This window comes from Micromonospora sp. LA-10 (genome assembly GCF_051853095.1).
Lineage (GTDB): Bacteria > Actinomycetota > Actinomycetes > Mycobacteriales > Micromonosporaceae > Micromonospora > Micromonospora echinospora_A.
The window spans coordinates 3,154,616-3,172,078 of record NZ_CP195710.1; the positions used below are offsets into that span (position 1 = coordinate 3,154,616).

Sequence of the window (17,463 nt, forward strand, 5' to 3'; positions counted from 1 at the left end):
TCTTAACTCCCCCAACCCCCCGCTGCATCAACGCCCCGCCGCCAGCGCCCAAGCGGCGACGCGGGTGTAGCGCGGCGTACGGCCCTGGTGGCTGCGGATCAGGAGCAACTCGCTGGCCACCCACTGCGGCCCGGCGTAGTCGTGCAGCGTGTGCACGTCCGAGCGGAGGTCGGCCTCGGACACCCGGTCACCAGGGCGGGCGATGGTCAGGTGCGCCCGGAACGGCTTGTCGTCGCAGGGCAGCCCGGCCTCGCGCAGCCCGTCGCGGATCGACCGGGCGAGCGCGTCGAGCGCCTCGACGTCGCCGCGAACGTCGGCCCAGAGCACTGTGGATCGGCCCTGACCGAAGCTGCCGCCCCCGGCCAGGCACAGCCGCGGGGAACGGGCCGACCGGGCGGCCGAGGCGAGCGCGTGCTCCACGTCGGGGAGCCGGACGTCCGGCACCTCGCCGAGGAAGGCCAGCGTGAGGTGCAGGTTCGCCGGGTCGGCGAGCCGGGCGTGGCAGGCGGACGCGATCCGGAGGCCCTTGACCCGGGCGGTCAGGTCGGCGACCGCCACGGCAGGTGGGTAGATCGCCGTGAAGAGACGCACCAGGTCAGCGGTGCCGCTGGTGGTGCGCGGCGCGGGCGGCCGGCAACGTCAGCCCGGCGGCGTGCAGCAGCCCTTCGACGCGTACCCGTTCGATTTCCCGGTCGACGCCGTCCAGCTCGGCCAGGTGCTCGACGATGCCGAGCGCCCGGCAGGCGGCGCGCAGCCGTTCGTCGTACGCCTCGATGACCGCGCCGTGCCACACCACGCTGCGGTCGGCGGCGGCGAGCCGGTGGCCGCCGAGTCGGCGCAGGTCGGTGGCGAGCTGGTCAAGCGGCCGCCGGCCGTCCCGGTCGAACTCGGTGAGGTCGATGTCGCGGGTCAGCGCCTCGGCTTCGATGGCCCGGTCGAGCCGGGCGATGGTGCGGCGTTCCCGGCGTTGCTCGCGCCACTCGGCCCACCCGCAGGCGACCCGGTCGATGATCTCGTCGGCGCAGAACAGCAGCGCGAACAGGGCGGGCAGGCAGCACACGGCAAGGATCGCCAGTGCCAGCAGCAGCCCCTGCCCCACGTCCACACATCGACGCTAAGCCCTGCCGCACCGGCCCGCCACCCGTTTGGGTAATCGGACCGGTACGGCCGGCCATGACGACGCTACTTCGCTCCGGGGGACACCACGTAGAAGCGGGGCATGGGCAGCACCCGCATGCGCAGCCGGGCGCCGGAGCGGCGCAGCTGCCAGGTGAGCGCCAGCAGCGCGGCGGTGAGCGAGATCAGGCCGCCGGCCCAGATGCTCGCGCCCGCGCCGTAGGTCTCGGCGACCCAGCCGATCAGCGGCGCGCCGACCGGGTTGGTGCCCAGGAACACCAGCACCCACAGCGCCATCACGCGTCCCCGGAAGGAGGCGTCGACGCCGAGCTGTACGCGCTGGTTGGCGGCCTGGGCGAAGTAGATCATGAAAAACCCGGCGGGCAGCAGCAGCGTGACGACCAGCCAGTACGCCGGGGCGAGCCCGACGAGCGTGCCGAAGACCGCACAGCCGATCGCGGCGCCGAGCACGAGCCAGACCGAGGGCCGGCTGCGCCGTCCGGTGCCGGCCAGCGCCCCGACCAGCGCACCGGCCGCGAGGGCGGTGCTGAACAGGCCGAACGAGGCGGCGCCGGTGTTGAACACGGTCTTCGCGAGCGCGGCGAGGGTGAGCTGGAAGTTGAACAGGCTCATCCCGATCACCGACATGAGGACCATCGGCAGCAGGATGTCGGGGCGGCGCGCGACGTACCGGAGGCCGTCGACCACGCGGGCCTGGTCCCGCTCGCCGACCGGCAGCAGGTCCTTGCGGTGCAGTTCGGAGGTACGCATCCGGACCACGTTCACCAGCGGGGCGATCGAGCTGAGCGCGGTGACCAGGAAGACCGGGCCGACGTCGACGGCGGCGATGGCCAGGCCGGCGACGGCCGGGCCGACGATCCGGGCGGAGTTGAACACGGCTGCGTTGAGCGAGAGCGCGTTCGGCAGCAGCGGCATGCCGACCAGCTCGGAGACGAACGCCTGACGGACCGGCGTCTCGATCGCGTTGGAGACGCCGAGCAGAGCGGCGAACGTGAAGACGTGCCAGAGCTGCACCAGGCCGGTGAGGACCAGGACGCTCATGGCCAGCGCGAGGACCGTCCAGAACGCGTTGGCGACGAAGAGCAGCATCCGCTTGTCGTAGCGGTCGGCGAGCCGGCCGGACAGCAGCGTGAGCAGGAGTACGGGCGTGAACTGCAACGCGGTGACCACGCCGAGCGCGGTCGCCGAGTTGTCGCTGAGCTCGAGCACGAGCCAGTCCTGGGCGATGAACATCATCCAGACGCCGATCAGTTTGATCAGCTGTCCGGTGGCGAAGAGTCGGTAGTTGCGGACCCCTAGGGACTGGAACATCGTGCTCAATTTGGCCTGCACTCTAGGTGCGCCTCCTTGCGTCGGTACGCTTCATCCACAGCTGACGAAGCGAACCGCGGGCGGCGGTGTCAGGCGCGAGCGATGCCCTGGAGGATGTCCGCGGCACGCCGTAGCGTCTCGCGTTCGTCCTCGGTGAGGTCGGCCAGCCGGGTGGCCAGCCACTCGTTGCGGGCCCGCTCGAACTGGTCGAGCACGGCCCGTCCCCCTTCGGTTGCCGCCAGGATGACCTGTCGTCCGTCGGTCGGGTGGGGGGTGCGTTGCACGAGGCCCCGCTCCTCCAGCTTCGCGACGATCTTCGTCATCGTGGGCGGCTGCACCCGTTCGACATCAGCGAGTTCCCGTGGCGTGAGGGCGCCCGCCAGGTTGAGGCTGGTGAGCGCCGACAGCTGGGTGACCGTGAGGTCGCCGACCGGCCGGGCCTGTCGGACCCGCCGGTTGAGCCGGGTGATCGCATCTCGCAGCTGAGGGGCCAGCTGCGCCGGTGGCACGCGTTTCGCCGTCACCGTCCGCTCCGTCACACTCGTTAGCTTAACTAATGAGCCTGGCTAACGACATGCGTTATGACCAGGCTCACCAGCGTCAGAGCAACACGGACTCGACCGGCCCGCGCAGGAAGTACACGATGAACAGCACGGCGACCCCGTACAGCAGCGGGTGGACCTCGCGGGCCTTACCCTTGGCCACCTTGAGCAGCACGAAGCTGATCACGCCGGCCCCGATGCCGTTGGAGATCGAATAGGTGAACGGCATCAGCGCGATGGTGAGGAACGCCGGGATGGCGATCTCGTAGTCGGTCCAGTCGATCGTGCGGACCGCCGTCATCATCAGGAAGCCGACCACCACCAGGGCCGTCGACGCGGCCTCGAACGGCACGATCAACGACAGCGGCGCGAGGAACATGGCCAGCAGGAACATGACGCCGGTGACCAGGTTGGCCACGCCGGTCCGGGCACCCTCCGCGACGCCTGCGGCACTCTCGATGTACGACGTGTTGCTGGACACCGAGGCGGCGCCACCCGCGGCGGCGGCGATCGAGTCGACGAGCAGGATCTCCTTGGCCTTCGGCGGGGTGCCCGTCTCGTCGAGCATGTCCCCTTCCTGGCCGATCGCGACCATCGTGCCCATGGTGTCGAAGAAGTCCGTGATCAGCAGCGTGAAGATGAACATCAGCGGCACCAGCCAGCCGACCCGGCTCCACGAGTTGAGCACGTTGAACTGGCCCAGCAGCGACAGGTCGGGCAGGTCCACGATCTGCTTGGGCAGTTCGGGAACGTTCAGCGACCAGCCCTTCGGGTTCGGCTTGCCGTCGACGAAGGACGGGCCGACGTTGGCGATCGCCTCGACCACGATGGCCAGCACGGTGGAGGCGAGGATGCCGATCAGGATCGCGCCCCGGACCCGGCGTACCACCAGGACCAGGGTGATCAGCAGGCCGACCACGAAGACCAGCATCGGCCAGCTGACGATCTTGCCGTTGATGCCCAGCCCGACCGGCACCGTGGAGTTCGCCGCGTCCGGAATGCGCCGGACGAACCCGGCGTCGACCAGGCCGATGATGGTCAGGAACAGGCCGATACCGACGCCGATCGCGGTCTTGAGCTGCGTCGGCACCGACCGGAACACCGCGGTACGCAGACCGGTGAGCACCAGGATGCCGATCAGCACACCCTCGATGACCACCAGGCCCATCGCGTCCGCCCAGGTCATCTGCGGCGCGATCTCGTAGGCGACGAGCGCGTTCACGCCCAGGCCGGCCGCGAGCGCGATCGGGAACCGGGCCACCACACCCATCAGGATGGTCATCAGACCGGCCACCAGCGCGGTCGCCGCGGCGAGCGCCGGGATGGCAAGCGAACGGCCGTCGCCGTCCTTCCCGCTGCCGAGGATCAGCGGGTTCAACACCACGATGTACGCCATCGTGAAGAACGTGGCGAAACCGCCCCGAAGCTCCCGGCTCAGCGTGGACCCGCGTGCCGAGATCAGGAAGTAGCGGTCGAAGGCGTTACGTGGATGCGCGGGATCGGGCGGAGTGCCGTGATCCTGCGGCGGGGCAATGGACATGGTTCCTCATCTGGTCAGCGGCCGGGTTTTGTCGCGCGCATCGTCCCAGATCACCTGGCCGGCAGGGAAGAACGATCACGTAGGCTGGGCCGGTGTCACAGGAGCAACAGCCGCGGCCGGAGCCGCTCGACCCGCCGATGGTGCCGTTCGCCGTCGCCGGGCTGATCGCCTGGGCGGTGGCCGGCCTGGTGCTACTGGTCTTCTTCCGGGACTGGCTCACCGAGTCCGGGCGTCAGAACTGGCTCTGGACCTGCCTGGCCGGTTTTCTGTGGGGCTTTCCCGGCCTGGCGGTGATGATGCGGCACGACGCCAACCGGCGTCGCCGACGCGCGGCCGCCGAGCGGCGCCCGCGCTGACCGGTCAGGGGTGGCCGTACGGCTCCGCCGGCTCGGCCGCCTCCACCGAGCCCGGGGCCCGGCTGACAGTCATGGCCTCGACCGCGCTGTCGTCGTAGATGGTGGGCAGCTCCTCGACGGGCGTCTCGGGCGTGTCCACGAGCGTCTCCGAGTGCGCGCCGCACCCGTGGTCGGCGCTGACCACCCGGCCGTCGTCGGGCGCGTAGAAGTTGCCGCACGCGCCGAAGGCCATGCGCAGCGCGCCGGCCAGCGGCAGGTAGAAGCCGCAGGTGCCGCAGCGGGCGGCGGCCGGCGCGGCCACCGAGATCGCGGCGTCCGGGCCGTGGTCGCCGTCGTACCAGCGCTGGGCGGCCTCGGCACGCCCTTCCCGGGACAGCACCCGGGCCCGGCCCAGCCCCAGCTCCCACGCGGTCTCCTCGACCGCCGGGTCGTCGGAGAGCAGGTAGCCGGGGGCGAGCCGCTCGTCGTCGGCGGGGGTGGGCAGCAGGTCGCCCGGGCCCAGGTCACCCGGCTTGAGCCGCTCCTGCCAGGGCAGCCAACCCGGGGCGAGCAGCGCGTCCGGGCCGGGCAGCAGCACCGTCTCGCAGATGGTGACCTGCCGGCTGCGGGGCACCCGGGTCACCGTGACGGCCCAGCGCCAGCCGCGGTAACCAGCCATCCGGCATTCGAAGTAGTGGGTGACGACCCGGTCGCCCTCGGCGACGGCCTGGAGATGGTCGCCGATGTCGGTCGGCTCCACCTCGGTGATGGCGTCGCGGGCCACCTCGACGGCGGCGGCGCAGACCTGGTCGAGCCGGGGAGCGCGGGCGGAGGCGGGCCGAGTCACCTGACCATTGTTCCCCATGCCGGTCCACGGGTGACAGGCACTCCCCGGAGTCGTTCTCTCCGGGTGATGCGGCACGCGTGGATCGAATGGGCGAGGATGGGACGCATGGCGCTGTCCTCCCGCTCCGGCCGCTCGTTCCTGGGGCGGACCGTCGGCACCGGCATCCGCGCCACCCGGCTGCTGCTGCGGGGTTCGTTGCACGGCGGGCGCTGGATGACCCGCCGCGCCGGCACCGCCCGGGCCCGCAGCGCCGGCAACGAGGTGGGCATGGTCCGGCTGTTCGACCTGCACGCCGTCTCCTGCGCCGGTGACACGCTCATCGCCATCGGCCTGGCCGGGACGATCTTCTTCGACGTGCCGCTGGGCGAGGCCCGCAACAAGGTCGCTCTCTACCTGCTGGTGACCATGGTCCCGTTCGCCATGCTCGCCCCGGTGGTCGGCCCGCTGCTCGACCACTTCCGCCACGGCCGGCGGTACGCGCTGGCCACCACCATGCTCGGCCGTGCGTTCCTGGCGTGGCTGATCTCCGACTACATCGGCGGATTCGGGCTCTACCCGGCGGCGTTCGGCGTGCTCGCGCTCTCCCGGGCGTACGGCGTGGCCCGCTCGGCGGCGGTCCCCCGGCTGCTGCCTGAGGGCCTGGGCCTGTCCCAGGTCGGGGCGCGGGCGAGTGTCTACGGCACGGTGGCGGGCGCGCTCGTGGCGCCGATCGGGCTGGCCGCGTTCTGGTTCGGGCCGCAGTGGCCGCTGCGGGTCGCCTCGGTGATCTTCCTGATCGGCATGGTGATCTCACTCCGGTTGCCGCCGAAGGCCGACTCCGAGCCGCCGGAGCGGATGCCGCACCCGCTGCGCGCGATGCGCCGCCGCGACGGCGAGCGTCCGCTGGGCCGGGGCCGCCCGGCCGGCCGCCTGGTGATCGCCACGCTGATCGGCGCGGCGGCGCTGCGCGGGCTCTACGGCTTCCTGCTGCTCTTCCTGGCCTTCGCCATCAAGGCCGGTGACCTGACCACCGACTTCTTCGGCCGTGACCTCGGCGCGCAGGGCGCGCTGGGCCTGGTCGGCGGCGCGCTGGCCGTCGGCACGTTCCTGGCCACCGCGATCGGCACCCGGCTGCGCATCCACCGGCCGACCGCGCTCCAGTCCAGCGGCACGATCGTGGTGGCCGGCGTGGCGGTGCTCGCCGCGCTGAAGTTCTCCCTGCCCATGGTGGCGTTGCTCTGCCTGGTGGCGGCGATGATGAGCGGGATCGCCAAGCTGACTGTGGACGCCTCGATCCAGGAACGCATCCCGGAGCGGCTGCGGGCCAGCTCCTTCGCGCACTCGGAGACCGCGCTGATGCTCGCGTTCGTGGCCGGGGGCGGGCTCGGGCTGGTGCCGTTCACCGGGCTGATCGGCGTGACCGTCGCCGCCGCGGTGGCCGCGCTGGTGGCCGTACGCGGGGTGCTGGTCGCCGGCAAGCTGCGCGGTGAGCACCTGGTCGGCCGGCCGCTCGGCGACGAGGAACTGGCGGCGGAGCAGGCCACCCGGGCCGAGGAACCGGCCGCCACCTCGTTCGACGACCCGGCGCCCACGTCACCGGCGCCTCAGCGGCCCGGCCCGCCGGACGACGACGGGCTCGCGCCGCCCGGTTTCCACATCTACCGGCCCTCCTCGTCGGTGGGCGGTCCCGGCGGCGTCGAGGACACCGAGCGGCGTGATCCCCGGGGGCCGGTGGCGTGAGCGGGCTGCTCGTGGTCACGGCGGTGCCCGCCGAGGCCGAGGCGATCCGCGCCGGCCTGACCGCACCGGACAAGACGGTGACAGTGGTGCCGGTCGGGGTCGGCCCGGCTGTCGCCGCTGCCGCCACGGCACGACTGCTGGCGCTGGCCGAGGCGGCCGGGCGGCCGTACCGGGCGGTGGTCAGCGCGGGCATCGCCGGAGGGTTCGCCGACCGGGTTCCGGTCGGCGGCACGGTGCTCGCCGACCGCAGTGTCGCAGCCGATCTCGGCGCCGAGTCGCCGGGCGGGTTCATTCCGGTCGAGGATCTGGGCATGCCCCCCGAGCTGCTGGGCGGCGGTCGGACCGTGCCCGCCGACCCGGGCCTGCTGGCCGGGCTGCGGGCCGCCCTGCCGGGGGCGACGGTCGGCACGGTGCTGACCGTGAGCACGGTGACCGGCACCGCCGCGAGCACGGCGGCCCTCGCCGAACGGCACCCGGACGCGGTGGCCGAGGCCATGGAGGGGTACGGCGTGGCGGTCGCCGCCGCCCAGGCCGGCGTGCCCTTCGCCGAGCTGCGTACCGTCTCCAACCCGATCGGCCCGCGCGACCGGAGCGCGTGGCGCATGCGCGAGGCGTTCGCCGCGCTGACCGCTGCCGCTGCCGCCCTCCACTGATCTTGTCCACCTGTGGACAACTCTGTGGACAACTCGCCGGGCTGGGGACGACGGCCTCAGATCGTGATGACGACCTTGGCTCGCGCGTGCTCCGCTTCGAGGTACCGGATCGCCTCGGGCACCTCGCCTAGCGGGTACGTCCGGTCGATCACCGGGGTGAGCCGACCCGCCTCGGCGTGCTCGCGGAGCACGTCCAGGTGCGCCCGGCCGGGTGAGGTGGCGAGCGCGACGATGCGCTGCCGGACGAAGGGCGCCGTCAGCCGTCCCCGGGCGAGCAGGCCGACCGGCCCGATGAGGCTGCCGCCGCGGTAGACGCCGCCGCCGGAGAGCACGAGCGTCCCGTCCGGTGTCAGCGCACGCCGCAGCGCACGCAGCGAACGGTTGCCGACCAGGTCGAACACCACGTCGTACCGGTCGCTGTCGCGGGTGAAGTCGTCGCGGGTGTAGTCGACGACGTGGTCGGCGCCGAGCGAGCGGACCAGGTCGACGTTGCGGGTGCTGCACACGCCGGTCACCGTCGCGCCGAACGCCTTGGCCAGTTGGACGGCGAGCGTGCCGACGCCGCCGGACGCCCCGTTGGTCAGGACTCGGTGGCCGGGCCGGACCTGCCCGGCGTCGCGCAGCCCCTGGAGCGCGGTGACACCGGCCAGCGGCAGAGCGGCGGCCTGCTCCGGCGTCAGGTTCGCCGGCCGGGGCGCGACCAGGCGTTCGGGTACGCACACGTACTCGGCGAACGCGCCGTCGGCCTCGCCGAGGTCGGCGAAGACGGCGTCGCCGGGGCGTACCTGCCGCACCTGCGCGCCGACGGCCTCGATCCGCCCGGCCACGTCGCGGCCGCGGATGCGCGCCCGGGGCCGAGCGAGGCCGAGCGCCAGCCGCGACAGCCGGGGGTCGCCGCGCATGACGTGCCAGTCGTACGCGTTGAGCGCCGCCGCCTCGACCCGGACCAGCACCTCGTCGGCGGCGGGTACGGGCGTGTCGACGTCGGTGAGCGTGAGTGTCTCGGGCGGGCCGTACCGGTCCTGGACGATCGCTCTCATGGTCCCGCTCCCTCCCAGGTGTACGGCGTACACCTCGATGGGACCAGGCTAGGTGTACGCCGTACACCAGTCAAGGCGGATACTGTGACAACCGCCCCCGGGAAGGCGAGGAACAGATGCCGAAGCAGGCGGAGAAGGTGCGCCGGGCACCGCTGAGCAGGGACCGGATCCTGCGTGCCGCCGTCGCGCTCGCCGACGAGAGCGGCATCGAGTCGCTGAGCATGCGCAACCTCGCGCAGGACCTGGGCGTCGTGCCGATGGCGCTCTACAAGCACGTGGCCAACAAGGACGAACTGGTCGACGGCATGATCGACGTCGTGGTCGCGGAGATCGACCCGCCCGAGGCCGGCGACTGGAAGCACGCGATCCGGCGGCGCATCGTCTCGGCGCGGCAGGTGCTGCTGCGCCACCCCTGGGCGCCGCTGGCGATCGAGTCCCGCAGCATGGCCACCCCGGCCGTCCTCGCGTACCTCGACTCCACCGTCGGCGCGTTGCGCGCCGGCGGGTTCTCCACCGACCTCGCCCACCACGTGATGCACGCGATGGGCAGCCGTGTCCTGGGCTTCAGCCAGGAGCTGTTCGACGCCACCCGGCAGGCCGGCCGGTCCGGCGCGGCAGTGCCCGAGCCGCCCGCCGACCTGCCGCCGGAGATCGCCGCCCGGTTCCCCAACCTCGCGGCGATCGCCGCCGCGGCGTCGCACGACGACAACTCCGTCGTCGGGCCGGGCTGCGACGACCAGTTCGAGTTCGAGTTCGCGCTGGACCTGCTGCTCGACGGCATCGAACGGCTGCACCGGGACGGCTGGACGTCACACCGGACGGGGTGACGGGCCGCCCGGCCCCCGGGGTTACCGTGGGGACGTGGCGCTCTCCCTGGCGATCTCCCCCTGCCCCAACGACACGTTCGTCTTCGACGCCCTGGTGCACGGCCGGGTGCCCGGCGCGCCGCCGGTCGAGGTGACCTACGCGGACGTGGACGTCACAAACACGGCCGCCGAGCGGGGGGCGTTCGACCTGGTGAAGGTCAGCTACGCGGCGCTGCCCTGGCTGCTGGCGGACTACCACCTGCTGCCCTGCGGCGGCGCGCTCGGCCGGGGCTGCGGCCCGCTGGTGCTGACCCGCGGCGACCGGACCGACCTGTCCGGGGCGACGGTGGCGGTGCCCGGCGAGCGGACCACCGCGTACCTGCTGTTCCGGCTCTGGGCGGCCGGCCAGGCCCCGGCGCGCATCGAGGTGGTGCCGTTCCACGAGATCATGCCGGGCGTGGCCGCCGGCCGGTACGACGCGGGCCTGGTCATCCACGAGGCCCGCTTCACCTACCCGCGGCACGGGCTGACCGCGCTCGTCGACCTCGGCGAGTGGTGGGAGGGCGACACCGGGCTGCCGATCCCGCTCGGCGCGATCCTGGCCCGCCGGGGCGCTGTCGACCCGGTCGAGGCCACCGCCTGGATCCGCGAGTCGGTACGGCAGGCGTGGGCCGACCCGGAGGCCAGCCGCGAGTACGTCCTCGCGCACGCGCAGGAGATGGAGCCCGACGTGGTGGACCGGCACATCGGCCTCTACGTCAACGAGTTCACCGCCGACCTGGGTGAGGCCGGTTTCGCAGCCGTGGAGGCGCTGCTGGGCCGGGCCGCCGACGCCGGGCTCGTCCCTCAGACCTCCAGCTCGCGCGCCACCGCGTGGACCAGCTGAGCGATCTTCTGGGCGCTCTTCCGATCCGGGAAGCGACCCCGGCGCAGGTCCGGCTGGACCTTCGCCTCCAGCACCTTGATCATGTCTTCCACCAGGCCGTGCAGCTCCTCGGCCGGCCGGCGGCGCAGCTCCGCCACGGACGGCGGCGCCTCCAGCAGCTTGACCCCCATCGCCTGGGCGCCCCGCCGGCTGTCCACCACGCTGAAATCGACCCGCTGGCCACCCTTCAGGTCGGCGACACCCGCCGGTAGCGCGCCCTTCGGCAGGAACACGTCGCCACCCTCGTCACTGGTGACGAACCCGTACCCCTTGGCGGCGTCGTACCACTTCACTCGACCCGTCGGCACCTGTTGAACCCCGCTCCACTCGAACCGTCTACCCCTCCAAGGCTAGCCCGATGATCCGGTCCAGCGCCCTCGGGAATTCGACGAGATCATCAAGCACCAGGTACGCCCCGGCCTCGGTCAGTTCGGCGGCCGAACAGGGACCTGTCGCCACTGCCACGCCTGGGATTCCCGCAGCTCGCGCGGCGGCCATGTCGGCCACGTGATCGCCCACGTACAGCGTGGCGCCGTGCTCGCGCAATGCGACCGACTTCTGCTCGGCGAACACGTCCCCGGCCAGCTCGTCCACCGGCAGCCCGAGGTGATCCAGGTGCAGCTTCGCCAGCCGCCCGATCTTGGAGGTCACCAGCATCACCCGCCCACCGCGCTCCCGCACCGCGCGCAGCGCGGCCTCCGCACCCGGCATCGGCACGGTCGGAGTGATCGCGTACGCCGGGTAGAGCTCGCGGTAGAGCGTCACCGCCTCCTCGACGCGCTCCGGTGGGAACCAGTGCGCCAACTCGGTACGCAGCGGCGGGCCCAGCCGGGAGACGGCCAGGTCGGCGTCGACCGGCACGCCCGTGCGCTCGGTCAACGCCCGGTAGGCGGCCGCGATACCGGGACGGGAGTCGACCAGTGTCATGTCGAGGTCGAAGCCGACCATCAGCGGAGGCATGCCGAGAACCTACCCAGCGGGCTAGCGTGGTACGACGATGACCACCTCACTCGCCGACCACCTGCGGGCCCTCCCCGACGAGTCCCTCGCCGCGCTGCTCCAGCTGCGGCCGGATCTCGTCGTGCCGGTGCCGGCCGACGTGTCCGCCCTCGCCCTGCGCGCCCAGTCCCGGGTCTCCGTGGCCCGGGCGCTCGACGGGCTGGACCAGTTCACCCTCCAGATCCTCGACGCCGCCCGCCTCACCCGCGGCCCCGAGGGCGCCACCTCCACCGACCAGATCCTCGCCATGGCCACCGCCGGGCCGCAGCCCCCCGCGCCCACGGCGGTCCGCGCCGCCGTCGACCGGCTCCGGGCCCGGTTCCTGCTGTACGGCCCCGAGCACGACCTCTGCGTGGCCGGCGGCATCGACGAGGTGTCCCCGTACCCGGCGGGGCTGGGCCGACCGGCGGCGGAGCTGGACCCGCGCGTGGCGGCCCTCTGCGCGGACCCGGCGAAGCTGCGGCGGACGCTGCTGTCCGCGCCGCCCTCGGCCCGCGCGGTCCTGGACCGGCTCGCGGCCGGGCCGCCGGTCGGCACTGTCGCGCCGGGCGCGCTGGAGGCGCCCGCCACCGGCGCCGAGGACGTGCTCCCGCCCGACCTGGTAAACGGCGGCGCGCCGACCGGCTCCCCGATCCGCTGGCTGGTCGAGCACCGGCTGCTGGTCCGGATGTCCGGCGGCCGCAACGGCACCGTCGAACTGCCCCGCGAGGTGGGCCTCGTGCTGCGCCGCGACTCCGGCCCGCTCGGCCCGCTGCGCACCAGCCCACCCGTGGTCTCCGGCCCGCCCCGCGAGGTCAAGTCCGTCGACTCGGCCGGGGCCGGGCAGACCATGGAGGTGGTCCGGCACACCGAGGCGCTGCTGGAGGCGCTGATCGTGGAGCCGGCCCCGGTGCTGCGCTCCGGTGGCGTCGGCGTCCGCGACCTGCGCCGGCTCGCCCGTGGCCTCGGGCTGGACGAGACGACCACCGCGCTGCTGTTCGAGGTGGCGTACGCGGCCGGGCTGACCGGGGAGATGGAGCTGAGCGGCGCGGCCACCACCCGGTACGGCGGCGACCAGCAGATCCTGCCCACCGGCGGGTACGAGGTGTGGCGCGCGGCGTCGCTGGCCCAGCGCTGGGAGCAGCTCGCCCGCGCCTGGATGTCGATGCCCCGCCAGGCCGGCCTGATCGGGCAGCGCGACGACCGGGACCGGCCCATCTCGGTGCTCTCCGCCGAGGCGGAACGAGCCGGCGCGCCCGCCGCCCGGCGCGCGGTGCTCGCCGTGCTCGCCGACCTGCCGGCCGGGACCGCGCCCACCCCCGACGAGGTGCTGGAACTGCTTGACTGGCGCGCGCCCCGGCGCGCCCGGGGGCGGGAGACGGCGCACCGGGAGGTGCTGACCGAGGCGGCCGCGCTGGGCGTGACCGGGCTCGGCGCGCTCACCACGTACGGGCGGCTGCTGCTCGCCGAGCTGACCGACGCCGACGAACGCGGCGACGACCCGCTCGGGCTGCGCTCCGACGCCGAGTCGGGCGACCCGTCGACCACCGTCCGCGCGCTGGACGGGCTGCTGCCCGCCCCGGTCGACCACGTGCTGGTGCAGGCCGACCTGACGGTCGTGGTGCCCGGCCCGCCCGACCCGGCGCTCGCCGCCGAACTGGACGTGGTGGCCGAGCACGAGTCGGCGGGCGGGGCGAGCGTGCACCGGGTCACCACGGGAAGCATCCGGCGGGCGCTGGACGCCGGCTACACCGCCGAGGACCTGCACGCGCTGTTCCGCCGCCGCTCGCGTACCCCGGTGCCGCAGGGCCTGACCTACATGGTCGACGACGTGGCCCGCAAGCACGGCGGGCTGCGCGTCGGGTCGGCCGGCGCCTACGTGCGCAGCGACGACGAGGCGCTGCTCACCGAGGTGCAGGCCGACCGGCGGCTGGAACCGCTGGCGTTCCGCCGGCTCGCCCCCACCGTGCTGGTCACGCCGTACCAGGTCAACCGGATGCTCACCGCGTTGCGCGACGCCGGGTACGCCCCGGTGCCCGAGGACGCCAGCGGAGCGACGGTGCTGGCCCGGCCGAAGACCCGGCGGGCGCCCGCCCGTACCGGGATCGGCCGCGCGGTGGACCCGCTCGCCACGCCGAAGCTGCCGATGCCCCGCCTGCTCGGCGTGGTCGAGCAGATCCGCCGGGGCGACGCGGCGGCCCGGGCGGCGCGGCGGGCCCCGGCGGTGGTCCGGGGCGGCGCCGGCACGGGCGGTCCCGCGCCGGTGCCCGGTCACGGCGACGCGCTGGCGGTGCTCCAGCAGGCGGTACGGGACAAGGCGCTGGTCTGGGTGGGTTACGTGGACGCGCACGGGGCGACCGCGTCCCGGCTGGTCCGGCCGGTGTCGATCGGCGCCGGCTACCTGCGCGCCGAGGACGACCGGACGGAGATGCTGCACACGTTCGCGCTGCACCGGATCACCGCGGCGGTGCTGGAGGAGTGAGGGATCACTCCCCGTTGCGGCGCAGCGTGCCCACCACCGACACGGCCAGCAGCAACGCGAACGCCGCGCCGGCCGACTCGCCGACCGAGTCCACGAAGCCCTGCTGCTGCACCAGCAGCCCGAACAGGAACCAGCCGAACACCCCGACGGCGGCGGCCGCGTAGCCGAACAGGACCGCGGTGGGCACCTCCTGCTGCTGCGTCCGCTCCTCGTCGGGAAGCACGTCCTGGTCAACGGTCATGGCAGTCCCTCCCCGCCCCGGCATGGACCCGGCTTCCAGAGTGGCACCTGCCGGACGAGGCGGACAGGGGTTAAAACCCTGATCCGGGCGGTCCGGTCACGGGTAGGGACGGGCCGGGGCGGCTCAGGTGCCGGGGCGGCGGCCGATCACCACCACGCGGGTGCCGACCGAGCCCAACTCCCACAGGCGTACCGCGTCGCGGTACAGCAGGTTGACGCAGCCGTGCGAGCCGATCGCGCCGTTGTGCAGGTACGTGGTGGTCTCGTGGAAGCCGATCCCGCCGTTGAACTGCTGCCAGTACGGCAGCCACACCTCGTACGGGTTGGACCACTCGCGCGGGTTCTTCCGCCCCACCGAGTACGTGCCGGCCGGGGTGGCGTAGCCGGACATGCCGGTGCGGGTGACTGTCGGGCCCATCACCACCTTGCCGCCGCGCATCGCCCAGACCGTCTGCCGGGTCAGGTCGACGCAGAACGTGAGCCGGGAACCGGCCTTGCACCGGGCGGTGTCGGTGGCGGCCAGCCGCTTCGCCACGTCGTACGTGGTGGGGCCGGCGCGACCCGAGGACGGGCTGATGCCGTACCGGATCTGGAACTTCTTGATCGCCGCGCAGTCGGCGGCGGACTGCTCGCCGTCCACGGTCAGCGTCCCGAAGCCGCCGAGCCGCGTCAGGTACGTCTCCACGGCCCGCTGGTGCTCCCCCTGCGGGCACCCGGCGGACGCGCTCGGCTTCGGCTTGGGTTTCGTCGTCTTCGTCGCCTCCGGCGAGCTGGAGGGTTTCGGCGAGGCCGTCCGGCTCGGCTGCGCCGACGGGGACGTGACCGGCTGCTCCGGCGTGGGCGACGCGCTCGCCCCCGATGCTCCCTCCGTCAGCCCGACCGGGCCGGGGGTGCTCCCCCCGGCGCCGTCCGCCTGCGGATCGAGCGCGCAGGCGCCGACACCGACCAGCACGACCACCGCCAGGGCGGTGACCCGGGCGAGAAACCGGACACGCTGCATGGGCCCTCCCTGGACAGTTGTCCCGCTTGCTAGACGTGTGGGACGAGTATGACGTTGCCTGTCCAGCCAGACTTTTTTGCGGGGCCCTCCGGCGTGCAACACTGGTTGGTCGGCCTCCGGCAGGTCAGCCGGGGTGCGGGCGGGGTTCCGGGCAGCGGGGTTCCGGGCGATGCGAGAGGACGCTGGCGTGAGCGGTGGACCACTGATCGTGCAGTCGGACAAGACGCTGCTGCTGGAGATCGATCACCCCGACGCGCAGGCGTGCCGGATGGCGATCGCGCCCTTCGCCGAGCTGGAACGCTCCCCCGAGCACGTGCACACGTACCGGCTCACGCCGCTGGGCCTGTGGAACGCCCGGGCCGCCGGCCACGACGCCGAAGGCGTGGTCGACTCGCTGATCAAGTACTCCCGCTACCCGGTGCCGCACGCGCTGCTGGTCGACGTGGCCGAGACGATGGACCGGTACGGCCGGCTCCAGCTCGCCAACGACCCGGTGCACGGCCTGGTGCTGCGCGCGCTGGACCGGGTGGTGCTGATCGAGGTCGCCAAGAGCAAGAAGCTCGCCGGCATGCTCGGCGCGAAACTGGACGACGACACCATCGCGGTGCACCCCTCCGAGCGGGGCCGGCTCAAGCAGGCGCTGCTCAAGCTGGGCTGGCCCGCCGAGGACCTGGCCGGGTACGTGGACGGCGAGGCGCACCCGATCGAGCTGGCCGAGTCCGGCTCCGAAGGCGGCAAGCCGTGGACGCTGCGGTCGTACCAGCGGGAAGCCGTCGAGGCGTTCTGGGCCGGCGGGTCCGGCGTGGTGGTGCTGCCCTGCGGCGCCGGCAAGACGCTCGTCGGGGCGGCGGCCATGGCCGAGGCGAAGGCCACCACGCTGATCCTGGTCACCAACACGGTGGCGGGACGCCAGTGGAAGCGGGAGCTGATCGCCCGCACGTCGCTGACCGAGGAGGAGATCGGCGAGTACTCGGGCGAGCGCAAGGAGATCCGCCCGGTCACCATCGCCACGTACCAGGTGCTCACCTCGCGGCGCGGCGGCGCGTTCACCCACCTGGACCTGTTCGGCGCCCGCGACTGGGGCCTGGTCGTCTACGACGAGGTGCACCTGCTGCCCGCGCCGATCTTCCGCTTCACGGCAGACCTCCAGGCCCGCCGCCGGCTCGGCCTCACCGCGACTCTGGTACGCGAGGACGGCCGAGAGGGCGACGTGTTCAGCCTGATCGGCCCGAAGCGGTACGACGCGCCGTGGAAGGACATCGAGCAGCAGGGCTGGATCGCCCCGGCGGAGTGCACCGAGGTACGGGTGACGCTCACCGATGCCGAGCGGCTGACGTACGCGACGGCGGAAGCCGAGGAGCGCTACCGGATGGCGGCCACCGCCCGCACGAAGCTGCCGGTGGTCCGCGCGCTCGTGGACCGGCACCCCTCCGAGCAGGTCCTCGTCATCGGTGGGTTCCTCGACCAGCTGCACCAGCTGGGCGAATACCTGGACGCGCCGATCGTGCAGGGCTCCACCACGAACAAGGAACGCGAGCGGCTGTTCGACGCGTTCCGCTCCGGCGAGGTACGGACCCTGGTGATCTCCAAGGTCGGGAACTTCTCCATCGACCTGCCCGAGGCTGCCGTCGCGATCCAGGTGTCCGGGACGTTCGGCTCCCGGCAGGAGGAGGCGCAACGGCTGGGCCGGGTGCTGCGCCCGAAGGCCGACGGCCGGCAGGCCCACTTCTACACGGTGGTCTCCCGGGACACCATCGACACCGAGTACGCCGCACACCGGCAGCGGTTCCTGGCCGAGCAGGGGTACGCGTACACCATCGTGGACGCCGACGACGTGCTCGGGCCGAAGCTGCCGACTGTCGACTGACCGGCGTGCGCGGCCGGGCGGGCCGCCGTGTTGCGGCCCGC

At 73.2% G+C, this 17,463-nt stretch carries 18 protein-coding genes; 7 read left to right on the plus strand and 11 right to left on the minus strand.

Going from position 1 to position 17,463, the window contains the following annotated elements; translation table 11 throughout:
- Positions 1 to 27: 27 nt before the first annotated feature.
- From thpR to ACSDG8_RS14840, 5 genes are all read right to left on the minus strand, one after another.
- Entirely contained in the window at positions 28 to 591 is a 564-nt protein-coding gene (gene thpR / locus ACSDG8_RS14820) for an RNA 2',3'-cyclic phosphodiesterase (protein WP_210892927.1), read from the minus strand.
- 4 nt (positions 592 to 595) lie between these two features.
- Positions 596 to 1,105, minus strand: coding sequence for a hypothetical protein (locus tag ACSDG8_RS14825; RefSeq protein ID WP_073826038.1), 510 nt, complete (start codon positions 1,103 to 1,105; stop codon positions 596 to 598).
- A 77-nt stretch (positions 1,106 to 1,182) separates the two neighbouring features.
- Positions 1,183 to 2,469 (minus strand): MFS transporter, encoded by a 1,287-nt coding sequence (locus tag ACSDG8_RS14830; RefSeq protein WP_210892925.1) that lies wholly within the window; start codon positions 2,467 to 2,469, stop codon positions 1,183 to 1,185.
- Positions 2,470 to 2,537: 68 nt separating this feature from the next.
- Positions 2,538 to 2,987 carry a MarR family winged helix-turn-helix transcriptional regulator gene (locus ACSDG8_RS14835; protein WP_210892923.1) on the minus strand — a complete coding sequence of 150 codons (450 nt, stop codon included), beginning with the start codon at positions 2,985 to 2,987 and terminating at the stop codon, positions 2,538 to 2,540.
- Between the two features lie 61 nt (positions 2,988 to 3,048).
- Positions 3,049 to 4,530 (minus strand): NCS2 family permease, encoded by a 1,482-nt coding sequence (locus ACSDG8_RS14840; protein WP_210892921.1) that lies wholly within the window; start codon positions 4,528 to 4,530, stop codon positions 3,049 to 3,051.
- Positions 4,531 to 4,622: 92 nt separating this feature from the next.
- Between ACSDG8_RS14840 and ACSDG8_RS14845 the strand changes: the two genes are divergently transcribed.
- Complete coding sequence (locus ACSDG8_RS14845) at positions 4,623 to 4,886, plus strand: DUF2530 domain-containing protein (protein ID WP_210892919.1); 264 nt, start codon at positions 4,623 to 4,625, stop codon at positions 4,884 to 4,886.
- Between the two features lie 4 nt (positions 4,887 to 4,890).
- Here the strand turns inward: ACSDG8_RS14845 and ACSDG8_RS14850 are convergent, their stop codons facing one another.
- A complete protein-coding gene (locus ACSDG8_RS14850) occupies positions 4,891 to 5,730 on the minus strand; it encodes a DUF3027 domain-containing protein (protein ID WP_439427965.1) in 840 nt (279 codons plus the stop codon).
- A gap of 87 nt (positions 5,731 to 5,817) precedes the next feature.
- Between ACSDG8_RS14850 and ACSDG8_RS14855 the strand changes: the two genes are divergently transcribed.
- Complete coding sequence (locus ACSDG8_RS14855) at positions 5,818 to 7,431, plus strand: MFS transporter (RefSeq protein WP_210892914.1); 1,614 nt, start codon at positions 5,818 to 5,820, stop codon at positions 7,429 to 7,431.
- A complete protein-coding gene (locus ACSDG8_RS14860) occupies positions 7,428 to 8,084 on the plus strand; it encodes a futalosine hydrolase (protein ID WP_439427966.1) in 657 nt (218 codons plus the stop codon). The genes ACSDG8_RS14855 and ACSDG8_RS14860 overlap by 4 nt, the downstream gene beginning before the upstream one ends.
- Positions 8,085 to 8,140: 56 nt before the next feature.
- On the opposite strand, the gene ACSDG8_RS14865 is transcribed toward ACSDG8_RS14860, so the two are convergent.
- Positions 8,141 to 9,124, minus strand: a complete 984-nt coding sequence (locus tag ACSDG8_RS14865) for an NAD(P)-dependent alcohol dehydrogenase (RefSeq protein ID WP_439427967.1) — start codon at positions 9,122 to 9,124, stop codon at positions 8,141 to 8,143.
- A 116-nt stretch (positions 9,125 to 9,240) separates the two neighbouring features.
- Here ACSDG8_RS14865 and ACSDG8_RS14870 point away from each other — a divergent pair, with 116 nt between their 5' ends.
- Together ACSDG8_RS14870 and ACSDG8_RS14875 are read left to right on the plus strand one after the other, a co-directional pair.
- Positions 9,241 to 9,951, plus strand: coding sequence for a TetR/AcrR family transcriptional regulator (locus ACSDG8_RS14870; protein ID WP_439427968.1), 711 nt, complete (start codon positions 9,241 to 9,243; stop codon positions 9,949 to 9,951).
- Between the two features lie 34 nt (positions 9,952 to 9,985).
- Positions 9,986 to 10,816 carry a 1,4-dihydroxy-6-naphthoate synthase gene (locus ACSDG8_RS14875; RefSeq protein WP_439427969.1) on the plus strand — a complete coding sequence of 277 codons (831 nt, stop codon included), beginning with the start codon at positions 9,986 to 9,988 and terminating at the stop codon, positions 10,814 to 10,816.
- On the opposite strand, the gene ACSDG8_RS14880 is transcribed toward ACSDG8_RS14875, so the two are convergent.
- Positions 10,777 to 11,163: a cold-shock protein gene (locus ACSDG8_RS14880; protein ID WP_210892906.1), complete on the minus strand. Its 387-nt coding sequence runs from the start codon at positions 11,161 to 11,163 to the stop codon at positions 10,777 to 10,779. The two genes, ACSDG8_RS14875 and ACSDG8_RS14880, sit on opposite strands and share 40 nt — an antisense overlap.
- Positions 11,164 to 11,191: 28 nt before the next feature.
- Entirely contained in the window at positions 11,192 to 11,815 is a 624-nt protein-coding gene (locus ACSDG8_RS14885; RefSeq protein WP_439427970.1) for an HAD family hydrolase, read from the minus strand.
- A 37-nt stretch (positions 11,816 to 11,852) separates the two neighbouring features.
- On the opposite strand from ACSDG8_RS14885, the gene ACSDG8_RS14890 reads away from it, so the two are divergent.
- A complete protein-coding gene (locus tag ACSDG8_RS14890; RefSeq protein ID WP_439427971.1) occupies positions 11,853 to 14,315 on the plus strand; it encodes a helicase-associated domain-containing protein in 2,463 nt (820 codons plus the stop codon).
- 4 nt (positions 14,316 to 14,319) lie between these two features.
- Here ACSDG8_RS14890 and ACSDG8_RS14895 read toward each other — a convergent pair whose 3' ends face one another.
- Both ACSDG8_RS14895 and ACSDG8_RS14900 read right to left on the minus strand, forming a co-directional pair.
- On the minus strand, positions 14,320 to 14,556 hold the full coding sequence (locus ACSDG8_RS14895) for a hypothetical protein (protein ID WP_030503577.1): 237 nt from the start codon (positions 14,554 to 14,556) through the stop codon (positions 14,320 to 14,322).
- Between the two features lie 123 nt (positions 14,557 to 14,679).
- Positions 14,680 to 15,555 carry a L,D-transpeptidase family protein gene (locus tag ACSDG8_RS14900; RefSeq protein WP_439427972.1) on the minus strand — a complete coding sequence of 292 codons (876 nt, stop codon included), beginning with the start codon at positions 15,553 to 15,555 and terminating at the stop codon, positions 14,680 to 14,682.
- Between the two features lie 187 nt (positions 15,556 to 15,742).
- On the opposite strand from ACSDG8_RS14900, the gene ACSDG8_RS14905 reads away from it, so the two are divergent.
- Positions 15,743 to 17,422, plus strand: a complete 1,680-nt coding sequence (locus ACSDG8_RS14905) for a DNA repair helicase XPB (protein WP_439427973.1) — start codon at positions 15,743 to 15,745, stop codon at positions 17,420 to 17,422.
- The last annotated feature ends 41 nt before the right edge of the window (positions 17,423 to 17,463 follow it).

Excerpts from the sequence above, each read along its gene's own strand:
- ACSDG8_RS14840 (WP_210892921.1), bottom strand. The coding sequence starts at position 4,530 with ATGTCCATTGCCCCGCCGCAGGATCACGGCACTCCGCCCGATCCCGCG.
- ACSDG8_RS14850 (WP_439427965.1), bottom strand. The coding sequence starts at position 5,730 with ATGGGGAACAATGGTCAGGTGACTCGGCCCGCCTCCGCCCGCGCTCCC.
- ACSDG8_RS14855 (WP_210892914.1), top strand. The coding sequence starts at position 5,818 with ATGGCGCTGTCCTCCCGCTCCGGCCGCTCGTTCCTGGGGCGGACCGTC.
- ACSDG8_RS14865 (WP_439427967.1), bottom strand. The coding sequence starts at position 9,124 with ATGAGAGCGATCGTCCAGGACCGGTACGGCCCGCCCGAGACACTCACG.
- ACSDG8_RS14870 (WP_439427968.1), top strand. The coding sequence starts at position 9,241 with ATGCCGAAGCAGGCGGAGAAGGTGCGCCGGGCACCGCTGAGCAGGGAC.
- ACSDG8_RS14885 (WP_439427970.1), bottom strand. The coding sequence starts at position 11,815 with ATGCCTCCGCTGATGGTCGGCTTCGACCTCGACATGACACTGGTCGAC.
- ACSDG8_RS14890 (WP_439427971.1), top strand. The coding sequence starts at position 11,853 with ATGACCACCTCACTCGCCGACCACCTGCGGGCCCTCCCCGACGAGTCC.
- ACSDG8_RS14895 (WP_030503577.1), bottom strand. The coding sequence starts at position 14,556 with ATGACCGTTGACCAGGACGTGCTTCCCGACGAGGAGCGGACGCAGCAG.
- ACSDG8_RS14900 (WP_439427972.1), bottom strand. The coding sequence starts at position 15,555 with ATGCAGCGTGTCCGGTTTCTCGCCCGGGTCACCGCCCTGGCGGTGGTC.